11 protein-coding genes are annotated in these 12,757 nt (G+C 55.9%); 9 read left to right on the forward strand and 2 right to left on the reverse strand.

From position 1 onward, the window contains the following. Positions 1 to 2: 2 nt before the first annotated feature. Entirely contained in the window at positions 3 to 1,466 is a 1,464-nt protein-coding gene (locus tag C7433_RS10315; RefSeq protein WP_033740854.1) for a M48 family metallopeptidase, read from the reverse strand. Between the two features lie 745 nt (positions 1,467 to 2,211). Here C7433_RS10315 and C7433_RS10320 point away from each other — a divergent pair. From C7433_RS10320 to C7433_RS10355, 8 genes are all read left to right on the forward strand, one after another. Then, positions 2,212 to 2,817 (forward strand): DsrE family protein, encoded by a 606-nt coding sequence (locus tag C7433_RS10320; protein ID WP_006120453.1) that lies wholly within the window; start codon positions 2,212 to 2,214, stop codon positions 2,815 to 2,817. 124 nt (positions 2,818 to 2,941) lie between these two features. Further along, positions 2,942 to 3,967 (forward strand): substrate-binding domain-containing protein, encoded by a 1,026-nt coding sequence (locus C7433_RS10325; RefSeq protein ID WP_110268128.1) that lies wholly within the window; start codon positions 2,942 to 2,944, stop codon positions 3,965 to 3,967. Beyond that, on the forward strand, positions 3,951 to 4,973 hold the full coding sequence (locus tag C7433_RS10330) for an ABC transporter substrate-binding protein (protein WP_039339928.1): 1,023 nt from the start codon (positions 3,951 to 3,953) through the stop codon (positions 4,971 to 4,973). Before C7433_RS10325 ends, C7433_RS10330 begins: the two co-directional genes overlap by 17 nt. Beyond that, positions 4,973 to 5,854: an ABC transporter permease gene (locus C7433_RS10335; protein ID WP_033740851.1), complete on the forward strand. Its 882-nt coding sequence runs from the start codon at positions 4,973 to 4,975 to the stop codon at positions 5,852 to 5,854. Before C7433_RS10330 ends, C7433_RS10335 begins: the two co-directional genes overlap by 1 nt. Continuing rightward, on the forward strand, positions 5,851 to 6,666 hold the full coding sequence (locus C7433_RS10340) for an ABC transporter permease (RefSeq protein ID WP_054633348.1): 816 nt from the start codon (positions 5,851 to 5,853) through the stop codon (positions 6,664 to 6,666). The genes C7433_RS10335 and C7433_RS10340 overlap by 4 nt, the downstream gene beginning before the upstream one ends. Further along, a complete protein-coding gene (locus tag C7433_RS10345; protein WP_110268129.1) occupies positions 6,663 to 7,649 on the forward strand; it encodes an ABC transporter ATP-binding protein in 987 nt (328 codons plus the stop codon). The genes C7433_RS10340 and C7433_RS10345 overlap by 4 nt, the downstream gene beginning before the upstream one ends. Positions 7,650 to 7,660: 11 nt before the next feature. Beyond that, a complete protein-coding gene (locus C7433_RS10350) occupies positions 7,661 to 8,491 on the forward strand; it encodes a phosphodiesterase (protein WP_110268130.1) in 831 nt (276 codons plus the stop codon). 154 nt (positions 8,492 to 8,645) lie between these two features. Beyond that, positions 8,646 to 10,211, forward strand: coding sequence for a sensor domain-containing diguanylate cyclase (locus C7433_RS10355; RefSeq protein WP_033740847.1), 1,566 nt, complete (start codon positions 8,646 to 8,648; stop codon positions 10,209 to 10,211). A gap of 67 nt (positions 10,212 to 10,278) precedes the next feature. Here C7433_RS10355 and C7433_RS10360 read toward each other — a convergent pair whose 3' ends face one another. After that, entirely contained in the window at positions 10,279 to 11,100 is an 822-nt protein-coding gene (locus C7433_RS10360; RefSeq protein ID WP_110268131.1) for an AraC family transcriptional regulator, read from the reverse strand. Between the two features lie 248 nt (positions 11,101 to 11,348). Here C7433_RS10360 and C7433_RS10370 point away from each other — a divergent pair, with 248 nt between their 5' ends. Next, positions 11,349 to 12,749, forward strand: a complete 1,401-nt coding sequence (locus C7433_RS10370) for an MFS transporter (protein WP_110268132.1) — start codon at positions 11,349 to 11,351, stop codon at positions 12,747 to 12,749. The last annotated feature ends 8 nt before the right edge of the window (positions 12,750 to 12,757 follow it).

Below are 12,757 nucleotides of genomic sequence, written 5' to 3' on the forward strand. Positions count from 1 at the left end.
GCTTATCCTTTCTGATATTGCTTAAAGCGTTGCTGCAACTGGCGCAACTGATCGATGCGCGCATCATAACGCGCCTGTTTCAGGCTCCCCAGCGGCACCTGGGCACTGGCCTGGCTCAGGGCACTGATGGCCTGAGCGATCTGACCATTTAAGGCCAGACTTTCGGCACGGGCAAACAGCTCTTCGTCGGTATGGCCCTGCTGTGCTGAAGCCTGAGCCAGCAAATCCCATCCGTTGGTGTCATCTTTGTGTGTCCATGTATAGCGGTTCAGAATGCGGCTGGCATTGGCGGGTTGCTTCGCTTCAACATAAGCGTTCGCCAGGTTGAGCTGAACGACCGGGCTGGTTTTAGCCGCCTGCGTCGCGGTCAACAGTGCAATGGCCTGCTGTGGCTGATTCAGGCCGATATCAATATCCGTCATCAGGTCAAGCAGCCAGACGTTTTCAGGCTGCTTAGCCAAAAGTGGCGTCACAATCCTTTTGGCTTCGCCATAGTTTTTGGCCTGCAAAAACTGCACCGCCTTGCCGTACCGGGAAGCCAACTGCTCGCGTGCATTACCGTTGGCATACTGGTTCAGTAACTCATCGGTCAGTTGATTACGGCCGGTCGGATACATGCCCAACGTGCGCACCTTTGCCAGATAAAAGTCCTGAGAAGACTGGACTACCACCGCGCGCATCTGGTTTGCCCGGTTGCGCGCATCGGCGAGACGGCTGTCTGGTAAGGGGTGAGTCAGCAGAATTTCAGGCGGTTTGGAAGAAAACCGGCTCTGATCGGCCAGTTTTTGCAGAAAGTCCGGCATGGCCTGCGGGTTAAAGCCCGCGCGCTGCAAAACCTGAATACCAATGCGGTCGGCTTCCTGTTCGTTATTCTGCGTAAAACTGATGATGCCCTGCTGGGTACCCGCCAGTGTACCGGTTAAGGCGGCCATGCCCGCCTGTGGGCTGGCCATCGCCAGCAGGATCGAGCCCAAAGCCCCTACCCAGGTCAGCGGGGCATTGCGCTTTTGATCTTCCATCGCCCGCGCCAGATGGCGCTGCGTCACGTGGGAAATCTCATGCGCCATCACCGAGGCCAGCTGGCTTTCAGTATCGGTGAAGCGGAATAGCGCGGCGTGCAACACCACATTGCCACCAAAAAACGCAAAGGCGTTAAGTTCATCATTTTGAATCAGGAAAAAGTGGAAAGGCGTTTTAACCGCGTCCGCGTGAGAAACCAGCCGTTGACCGAGCTGATTGATGTACTGATTTAGCAGGGGATCGTTAATCAGCGGGGCGCTGGCACGTAGTTGCCGCACATAGAAATCCCCCATCTGCAACTCCTGATTAATCGACAGCGTAGAGCCTGCGGTCGTGCCCATATCCGGCAGGGAGTCGCTGATATCCGCCTGCGAGGTCAGCGGACAGGATAACGTGAGTGCAGGGAGTAGCGCAGCAATCAGCGTTTTTTTTAACCGGTTCAACATGCCTGAATCCTGTAATGAATCCCTGAATGGGACAGGTAAGCCGCTAATATGTTCTGTTTTACCCACGAATAGCGAGGCGTCCTTTGTATCTTAACCACAGGGCATGAAGAATGAAATGACGTTGTCGCGCGCACTGCGCGGCAGGATTGTGATAATGCTTCAAACCTGACGAAAAAATTTGACGGTGCAATGATCTGCAAAGCGCCTGAATAACAGCCTGTCCGGATGAAAATGGCCGACAACGTTGGCACAAACGCAAGGGCCGAATACAAAGATACACGCGGACTGACATGCGGGCCGGGTAGCCACAAGGCGGACGCGCTGAAAAGCAACAAAAAAACTGAACATACTGGCCATTTTCCCAGGTATTCTCTGAAAAAAAGGCCCTGTACCGTAACGATTATCAGAAAGGTAAATTAAAAATATTGATGGTGAAAATGCCTTTATTGCCGACAGGCTATTTATGGCTGGCAAGGAAGCGCCAGGAAATCGCGTTATCCAATCAGGAACCGTGACACGCTTTATGAACCATCTTAAATAAGAAAGAAAAAACACGGTCGATAAAAAATACTTTTTGTCACGCTCCGTTTTTATTTTATGGCCGTCCCGACAAAATGCTATTAAGAATTTCAGCTGCTCTCCGCGTTGTATCACTGTGATATAGATAAGCCGCCGTCATCTTTAGGAGCCGCCGACGTTGCGGTAGCACGGTATACATCAGATTTAAACAGCAGGAGAGTGAGTGATGCGACCAGCAGCCTTTATTGTGGTAGCGGCGGTAGCGGGATTTATTGGCGGGAATGTTATGCAGTTGCCAGTATTAGTCGACAAGGTCAGCGGTAAATTTGCCAGTAAAACAGAACCCAGTGATTACTGGAGCACTCCGGCCATTCAGGGCTATGGAAAAATACATTATGTGGATACACCCGCGTATAAACCCGGCACGGTAGCGGATCTCAGTAATAAAATTGTTTTTCAAATTAATCGCAGTGAAGGCGATATTCGTCGGCCTAATCTGGGGCTGGAGCGCGTGGCACGCGTCACGAATCTCTATTACGCCGCAGGTGTACCGTTAGATAAACTGAATTTCGTCGTGTCAATTAACAGTGATGCCGTTCCCGCCGCACTGAATAATGAACAGTTTCATAAAGCATACGGGGTGGATAATCCTAACCTCCAGTTAATTAGCGCACTGGAAAAGGCGGGCGTGAAAGTGTCCATTTGCGATCAGTCAGTGGCGTTTCACCATTTCGAGCGTGACTGGATTGATACGCGCGTCACCCACACGATCTCCAGCGGCACCACCGTTGCCACGCTGCAAAACCAGGGTTATGCCTTTTTGATGCTGTAAGTCTCGCGATGGCGGTGCGCGCCGCTGTCACCTTAACGTCATCTTTCCGCGATGTGCATGTCATAAAACGCCTTTAGTGTAAGCGCCAATGAGATCGATCTCATTGGCGACTGACGAGGGTGAAATGAGTGACTTAATTCGTGTGGCAGAACGGGCTGGGGTTTCGCGCGCCACCGCCGCACGTGCCTTTTCCGATCCCCATCTGCTTAAACCTGGCACGCTGAAAAAGGTGCTGGATGCCTCGGAAGCACTGGGTTTTCGCCCCAACCATATTGCGCGCCAGCTCCGTACGCAGAGTTCGACCACTCTGGGCGTACTGCTGCCATCACTCAGTAACCCGGTGTTTGCGTTACAGCTTCAGGCAATGGAGCACCAGGCCCGGCTGGCGGGTTATGGCCTGCTGGTCGCGACAACGGATTATCAGCCAGAACGTGAGGCGTCGATCGTTGAACACATGCTGCGTCAGCGCGTAGCAGGGATGGTCCTGACCGTGTCAGATGCTGACAGCAGCGCCGTATTACCCACCCTGGCTGAAGCCCGCATGCCTTTCGTTCTGGCGCATAACATGCCGCAGAACACCGCCTGGCGCAGCGTCTGTGTGGATAACCGCCGGGCAATGGCAGAAGCCACTGCGCACCTGATCGCGCTGGGCCATCGGCATATTGTCATGGCGGCAGGGCCGATGTTGCAGTCTGACCGTGCACGTCAGCGCTACCTCGGCTATTGCGATGCGATGCAGCAGGCAGGCTTTACGCCCAGCGCGCTGGTTGATATGCCCAGCCACATTCACGCCCTGTTCGATCCCTTTTTACCGTTGATGACGGGCAGCGATCCGCTGACCGCCGTAATTTGCAGTAACGACCTCCTGGCCATCAGCCTGATGGGGGCGGCCGCGCGTGCAGGCATTAACGTACCGCAACAGCTGTCTGTTATGGGCTTCGATGGTATTGCCATCGGTGAACAGCTTTCGCCTTCACTGGCCAGCGTGGTGCAGCCCAGCGAGCGGTTGGGTGCCTGTGCCATCGATATGCTTCTCGATTCGTCTGCTGAGGCTTCGCGCTTACTGGACCACCACCTGCGTTCAGGCGAGAGCATCGCAGCAATTTTTCATTCTTCAACATCAGGAAAACATCATGTCTACACACAATAAAATTGCGCTGTTTGCCAGCGCGGCGTTGCTTACCGCCTGTGCATTATCCAGCCCGCTGGCGCAGGCCGAGGAGAATGCGATTTGCTACAACTGCCCACCGGAATGGGCGGACTGGGCGACACAGCTCCAGGCGATCAAAAAAGACACCGGTATTGTCGTGCCGCAGGATAATAAAAACTCCGGCCAGGCTCTGGCGCAGCTCGTCGCCGAAAAAAATAACCCCGTCGCCGATGTGGTGTATTACGGTGTCAGTTTTGGGATTCAGGCGGCACAGGCGGGCGTGGTGACCGACTACAAACCCGCCAACTGGGATCAGGTTCCGGCAGGGATGAAAGACCCACAGGGTAAGTGGGTCGCGCTGCACTCTGGCACCATGGGGTTTATGGTTAACGTCGATGCCCTGGGCGGCGCGCCGGTGCCGACGTCCTGGGACGACCTGCTGAAGCCAGAATACAAAGGCATGGTGGGTTATCTGGATCCCGCCAGTGCGTTTGTCGGTTATGTCGCCGCCGTGGCGGTGAACCAGGCGAAAGGGGGCACGATGCAGGATTTTACCCCCGCGCTGACGTGGTTCAAAAAGCTGCAGGCCAACAAGCCGATTGTGCCTAAACAAACCGCCTATGCCCGCCTTATCTCTGGCGAAATCCCGATTTTGCTGGATTACGACTTCAATGCCTATCGCGCGAAGTATAAAGATCACGCCAACGTCGTCTTTGTCATTCCTCAGGAAGGCACGGTGACGGTGCCTTACGTCATCAGTCTGGTAAAAAACGCCCCGCATGCTGCCAATGGCAAGAAAGTGATGGACTATGTGCTGTCGGATAAAGGGCAGGCGATTTGGGCTAACGCCTATCTGCGCCCGGTGCGGCCTTCTGCGATGTCCGCAGAGGCTAAAAAGCGCTTCCTGCCCGACAGCGATTACGCGCGCGCCCATACTGTTGACTACCAGCAGATGGCTGATGCACAGAAAGCCTTCTCTGCCCGTTATTTGAGTGAGATTCGGTAATGGCCTTGTCGAATGCCCGCAGCGGTTTACCGGTGGCCTCGCGCCACCGGTCTCGCCGACGTGAGCAGGGGGCCAACTGGCCATGGATGCTGCTGCCGGCCTTACTGTTTTTTGCCGCCTTCTGGCTGTTGCCTTTTGCCCGTTTATTACAGATGGGCATGACGCCGGATCGCAGCACCCGGCACAGTGGTTACTGGACAGTGATTACCCAGCCCCAGTATCTGCAAAGCCTGTTTAACACCGTCCTGTTGTCGCTGGCGGTCACACTGGTCACGCTCGCGATTGCCAGCGTGGTGGGCTGTTTTTTGGCTCGCCAGCGCTTCGCCGGGCGCGGCACCTTACTGGCGTTGCTCACGTTCCCCCTGGCGTTCCCCGGCGTGGTGGTCGGGTTTTTAGTGGTGATGCTGGCGGGACGGCAGGGCGTGCTGGCGCAGATCAGTATGCAACTGGTTCATGAACGCTGGACGCTGGCCTACTCGCTTACGGGGCTGTTTATTGGCTATCTCTACTTTTCACTGCCCCGTGCCATTGTCACGCTGGTCGCCGCCAGTGAAAAACTGGATCGTTCGCTGGAGGAGGCCGCCCGCTCATTGGGCGCCAGCCAGTGGCGCATTATTTGTGACGTGATTGTGCCGGGTCTGAAACCGGCACTGCTCTCCAGCGGTGCGCTGTGTTTTGCCACCAGTATGGGCGCATTCGGCACCGCCTTTACGCTGGGCACCGACCTGAGCGTACTGCCACTCACGATTTACGGCGAGTTTACTAACTATGCCAACTTCGCCACGGCGGCGGCGCTGTCGGTGGTCATGGGCGCGGTGGCCTGGCTGGGATTGATGCTGGCACGTGTACTGACCCAATCCCGGGAGGAGAAGACCTCATGAAACGGCGTGGACTGTTCTGGCTGCAAATCGCGATCACGACGCTGACCGCCCTGTTCATGATTGTGCCGGTGGTGTTATCCATGCTGGCGGGCGTCACGCAAAACTACTTTGTCGGCCTGCGTAGCGGGCTGACGTTGAAGTGGGTTGAACAGGTGTGGGACATGTACAGCGACACGTTTTGGCTGTCGCTGATGATCGCGGTGAGCTGTTTGCTTGTCACGATGGTTGTCGGCGTGCCCGCCGCCTGGGGATTACTCAAGTCGCCGTCGCGCTGGTCGTCACGTATTGAAGAGTGCCTGATGCTGCCCGTGGCGCTACCGGGCCTGGCGACGGCGCTGGGGATTATCCTGCTGTACGGCCAGTTTTCCGGCCTGCGCGACAGTTGGGTCTTTATCCTGATTGGCCATGTGCTGTTTACGCTGCCGTTTATGATTCGCCCGGTTCTGGCCGTGATGCAGGCTATCCAGTTGCCCCGACTGGAAGAGGCAGCCGCCAGCCTGGGGGCAGGCTTCTGGCAGCGTTTTTTCACCGTGGTGGTTCCCAACTGCCGTAACGGCATTCTTGCCGGGGCTTTTATGGTGACGACGCTGTCGGTCGGCGAATTCAATATTACCTGGATGTTACATACACCGCTGACCAAAACGCTGCCTGTGGGCCTGGCCGACAGCTATGCCTCCATGCGGCTGGAAGTCGGCTCGGCGTACACCTTGATCTTCATTTTAATGATTTTACCCCTGCTGCTGATGCTTAACGCCTGTAATCACTGGCTTGAACGTCAGTCACGTCAGCCACTCAGCGAGGAAAAGGCATGAATAACGATGCTGTTAACGTTACGTTGCGCGGCTGCGCGCGCCGTTTTGCGCATCACCAGGCGCTGCATCCTCTGGATCTCAGCGTGCACGCTGGCGAAACCCTGGTGCTGCTGGGGCCATCGGGCTGTGGCAAAACCACGACGTTGCGCATTATCAGTGGCCTGGAGCGTACCGATACGCCGGGTGAAGTCTGGTTTGACGATCGCAACGTGACCGATTTGCCGATTGAAAAACGTAACGTCGGGATGGTGTTCCAAAACTATGCGCTGTTTCCCAATCTCAACGTGGCGCAAAACGTGGCCTACGGCCTGAAAGTGCAGGGCATCCCGCGTGCCGAACGCGAGGCACGAGTCCAGGAGATGCTGGAACTGGTCGATCTGACTGCACTGGCCCAGCGCCATATCGATAAACTCTCTGGTGGTCAGAAGCAGCGCGTTGCGCTGGCAAGAGCCCTGGCGGCCCGGCCTAAAGTGTTGCTCTTTGATGAGCCGCTGGCGGCGCTGGACGCCAAACTGCGCGAACGCCTGCGCGCAGACATCGGCGATCTGCTGAAAAAGCTGGCGATTACCGCCGTCTATGTGACGCACGATCAGCAGGAAGCCATGGCACTGGGCGACCGTATTGCGGTCATGGAGCAGGGCCGCCTGGTCCAGATTGCGACGCCGCAGACCATTTATCAGCGTCCGGCTTCGCGCTTTGTGGCGGACTTCGTGGGCGCGATTAACTGCATTGAAACCGATGAGCAGGGGCAGCCGGTGAGATTCTGTCGTCCAGAGGATGTCCTGCTGGCAGAAGCGGGGCGCTATGCCCGACACGGCTGTATCGTCGCCAGCACCTTTCTCGGTGCCTCTCAACGCCTGCAGATCGATATTGGCCTGGATAAGCCCATCCAGGTCGAGCGTCACGCGCGCGAAAACTGGCATGCCGGGCACCGTATCAGCTGGTCACTGGCCGGGCAGGCCGCGCTGGAATTTACCGCTTAAGGAGTGAAAGAGTGTCCGCTAATCCTACGCTGATCGCACAGATCAGTGACTTACATATTAAAGCGCAGGGGCGTTTGTCGTATAAGAAAGTCGATACGCACACGGCGTTACTGCGGGCCATCGCCACGCTGAATGCACTGCAACCGCGTCCTGACGTGGTCGTGATTACCGGTGACCTGGTGGATTTCGGCACCGCCGCAGAGTACCAGACGCTGCGCCAGGCGCTGGAGGGGCTGGAACGGCCCTTTTACCTGATGGCAGGTAATCATGACGACCGCCAGGCCCTGCGGGCCGCGTTTCCCGATCACACTTATCTGCAACAGGGCCCGACGCTCAACTGGCGGCTTATCGTCAGGGACGTCCAGCTACTGGCGCTGGATTCCAGCGTGCCGCACCAGCCATGGGGTGAACTTGATGATCGGCAGCTTCGCTGGCTGGATGACGCACTCACTGCGTCACCAGACATGCCCACATTGGTGATGCTGCACCATCCGCCGTTTGTCTGCGGTATTGATCATATGGACCGTCAGCGATTACGTCAGCCCGAAGCACTGGCGGCGATTATTGCCCGCCATCCCCAGGTTGAACGGGTGCTGTGTGGGCATGTACATCGGGCTGTTCAGACGCGGTTTGCCGGCACGCTGGCCTGTATTGCGCCCGGCGTTTCTCACCAGGTTGCGCTGGATCTACAACCGGATGGCCCGGCCAATTTTGTGCTGGAACCGGCGGGGTTTTTGCTGCATCGCTGGCAACGGGAGCAGGGCATGACCACCCACCAGTGCGTAATCGGCGACTACGACGGCCCCTGGCCCTTCTATGACGAAAACGGTTTAATCGATTAAATGCGCGTCAGGGCGATTTTTTGAACTGTACTGTGCTTAAGCCTGCTCAAAATGTCCTACAGCGTGTAGACTTACAGGCTGTAGAACCGCGATATGATAAAAACAACAGAGCCAGGCACAGCACAATGAATTTTCGCACTGTGGCGTCAACGCCATGTTAATGAATTTCCGTCCAAGAGCTGACTTACGCACGCTTATTGCGCTGCTGGTCATCATCAGCATCGTTATCACCCTGGCCAATAATTTATATGCCACATGGCGCGTGCAGCGCATGGTGCTGATCGACAGTACGCTGGAAGCCAATCGCGCCTACGCGGCTAAGCTGGCCTCGACCAGTGAGGTTTTTTTTCGTCTGGCGCAGTCACAGTTGCACTTTAGTGCCAATGTACTGGGAAAGGATTTCGATAACGAAGAACTGTTAAAAACGGAAGTGAATCGCCTGCGCGAGCAGACGGACAGTTTTAACTCGGTGGCCGTCGTGGATGAAAACGGTACGGTGCGGGCCATCTCGCCGGAGTCGCTGACCCTGACCGGCATGCATCTGACCAGTGATGCGTCACGTGAAGCGCTGCAAACCCGGCAGCCCATGATCAGCAAGCCCACGGTTTCCGCCGCCAATAACCTGCTTATCTTTGTCTCATGGCCCATCTGGAACAGTCAGGGACACTATCTCGGTTATGTCGGCGGCACCATTTACCTGAAAAAGAAAAGCATTCTGAATGCCCTGCTGGGTGAACAGTTTTACCGGGACGGCACCAGCGTCTTTGTGCTCGACAGCAATAATCAGGTGCTCTATCACCAGAACCGGCAACTGGTTGGCAAAACCATACCGCCGCTGTTGAGCGACCGCGAACGGCAGGAAAAAGACAACGGTTCACTGGTGTTAACGGAAACCGACAAACCCACCCGGCTGGCGGGCTATGCCATCGTTCCGACCACGGGCTGGATGGTCGTGGCGCTAAAACCGGTAGACGCGACGTTGCAACCGCTGTCGGGTCTGATACTTAAAGTCCTGAAACACTCGGTTCCCTTCGCGCTTCTGACCTTGCTGGTAGCGGTGATTCTGGCCCGGATGATCGCTATGCCGCTCTGGCAACTGGCCCGCAAAGCCAGCAAGATTGATGGTCAGAGCGCCACCAACGATATCGGCGGCATTCATGCCTGGTATTTTGAGGCGGCGCAGGTGAAACGTGCCCTGCTGACCGGTATCGGGCTGGTGCAGGATAAGATTGGCCGTCTGAGTTCTGAGGCACAAACCGATCCGCTGACCCAGCTCCTCAACCGACGTGGCCTGAATGCCGTGCTCGATTATTTTCAGACGCTGCAACAGCCTTTTGCCGTGCTGGCACTGGATATCGATCATTTCAAAAACGTTAACGATAACTGGGGCCATGACGTCGGCGACCGGGTGATCCAGCAGGTGGCCAGAACGCTCCAGCAAAGCGCCAGAAAGCAGGATATTGTCAGCCGTAACGGCGGGGAAGAGTTCCTGATGCTGTTACCGGATACCAGTCTGGCCGACGCCGAGGCCATCGCTGAGCGCATACGTCTGAGCATCGCAGGCGAGGCGGTGGAAAATGTCGGCAATATCACGCTCTCAATTGGCGTGGCCGAATGGAGTGCACGCCGCGTGCCGCTGGAAACCAGTCTGAAGCGTGCCGACGATGCGCTCTATCAGGCCAAAAACGCAGGACGTAACTGCACTGTCGTCGCGAAATAGCGCGAAAGCGGCGCACCCCTTTCATCGTCTGAAGGCAGAAACGATGCCCGATGCAGCAGGGCTGCGCTCAGGAATTGATATGTTCCCGGCAGTAGCGTCGCTTCCAGCTGACGGGCGTTAAGCCCGTTAGCTTGCGAAAAATCTGGCGAAAGTATCCGACATCATTAAAGCCACACTGACGCGCCACATCGGTTAACGAGAGGGAATCCCCGGTCAGCAATTTTTCTGCCATGACGATACGCTGGCGGTGAATGGCTTCCGTCAGCGTTAAGCGGAAAACGCGCCGGTAAACCCGCCCAAGGTAATCTGCATTACAGTGCAGCGTTTTCGCCAGACCCGAAGTGGACAGGGGCAAATGATACTGCGTGCGAATCAGCTGATTCGCCTTCCAGGCCAGATCGGCACCGGGGCTGTCAACGGTGTTCTCTTGCATGGCCGGGACGGTAAGCTGCTGCAGGATAAGCAGTAAAATACACTCCAGCGCCACGCTACGGTGAATATTCTGCTGTTCACTGAGAAACTGCCGGAACAGGGCAATGACATAAGCCGGATCGCCTACGCGCGTATGTTGAGGAAGGTGCAGCAGGCTCTGGTGTAACGTTGTCTGCGGTACAGGATGTTTCAACCAGTCGAAATGCAGCCAGTAAAATTTCAGATCAGGCGGAAATACGCCTTCTCCCACATGCCAGTGCCCGGGCCTGAGCAGTAAACTTTCTCCCGCCGTCACGCGAAACAGCACGTCGTCCTCACGGATAGTGAGTTGCCCACGCTCAACGAAAATAATTTCCCAGGAGGTCAGTCTGCGCGCCGGATGTGACCCTGTCCCGCGCGAAATAAACAGACCGCCGTTTTGCACCCGAACCGGAAACGCGATGGATAAGTCGAACATCATGATGCCTTTTCCCGCTGCTGATAGCGTTTTTTAGACTCTTCTCCCTGATTATTAACTAAAAATAGCCGCCGTGTCTGATCAAGCTCACAGTTTAACGCTCAGGTCGGAATCCTCCCTTTTTTATACTTTTTCGTTCTCTTGTGGGTTAGCCGATTCCTGACAGAATACATCGGGTAAGGCGCCAAAACACCGATAAGCCCGTTATAAAGCGGGCAACCCTCTCTGTCCTGCATGAGGAAGACTTTATGACGTCTACGACACTTGAACAGAACACACTGGCGCAGTCGAACACACAGCAGATACTGTCCCTGCGTGAAAAAATCGGCTACGGACTGGGTGACGCCGGTGGCACCGTCATTACCTGCCTGATAACGAATTTTCTAACCTTTTTCTACACCGATGTGTTCGGCTTAACGCCAGCGCTGGTCGGTACGCTGTTTATGGTGCTGCGCATTTTTGATGCGATATCGGATCCGGTGATGGGCGTGATAGCGGACCGCACGCACAGCCGGTGGGGCCGCTTTCGTCCCTGGCAACTGTGGATAGCCCTGCCTGTCGGAATTATTGGCACGCTGACTTTCACCGCGCCTGCGCTTAGCATGGACATGAAAATGGTCTGGGCCTTTGCGACCTATCTGCTGCTCTCACTCAGCTATACCGCCATCAATGTGCCCTATTGCGCGCTGATTAACACCATGACGACGCGCCACTCGGAAGTGTTGTCCTGTCAGTCCTGGCGCTTTGTATTGTGTGGTGTGGCTGGCTTTCTGGTCTCAGTAGGGCTGCCGTGGCTGGTCGCTGAACTGGGAAAAGGAAACGCGGTGCTCGGCTATCGCGCAGGGGTCGGGATCCTGTGCGGACTGGCGGTGGTGATGTTTCTGTGCTGTTTCTTTTGGGTGCGGGAGCGCGTACCGCTGGATACGTTGGGCAAGTTCACCCTGCGGGAACATCTGGCCGGGTTACGCAAAAACGATCAGTTGTTACTGATGCTGCTGATGTCCTTTTTGCTGATTAACGTCTTCAACATCCGCGGCGGCGGCTACATGTACTTCATTACCTATGTCCTTCAGGGAAGCACGGCCTATACCTCCCTGTTTTTTACCATGGTGACCTTAGCCTCCATTTTGGGCTCGTTCATCGTGAATCCGCTTTCCAGACGCATTGATACCGTCCGGCTTTACTTCTGGACCAATATCGTGCTGGCGGCGGTGGCGCTGTGCATGTGGTTTCTGCCGGTTGGGTCGGCGTGGCAGAGTCTCTGGCTGGTGGTCATTCTGAGTAATGGTGTCATTCTTGGGTTTACCCTGCCGCTGCACTTCGCCCTGATGGCCTTTGCCGATGACTATGGCGAGTGGAAAAACGGCGTCCGTTCATCGGGCATGAATTTCGCCTTTAACCTGTTCTTTATCAAGCTGGCATGGGCATCCAGTGCCGTCATCATCAGCCTGCTGTTTATTGCGGTGGCCTATAAACCGGGCACAGGCAATCAAACCCCGGCTTCGCTGCATGCGATTACCGCCATGGAAACGCTGTTACCGGCCCTCTTTCACCTGCTGCTGGCCTTTACCGTCCGTGCCTGCAAGCTGACTAACCCGATGATGGCGCAGATTTCGCATGACCTGCGTATTCGCCATGTCCAGTCTTAAGGAGAGCA

Origin of the sequence: Pantoea sp. PNA 03-3, assembly GCF_003201175.1 — a bacterium.
GTDB classification, from domain to species: domain Bacteria; phylum Pseudomonadota; class Gammaproteobacteria; order Enterobacterales; family Enterobacteriaceae; genus Pantoea; species Pantoea stewartii.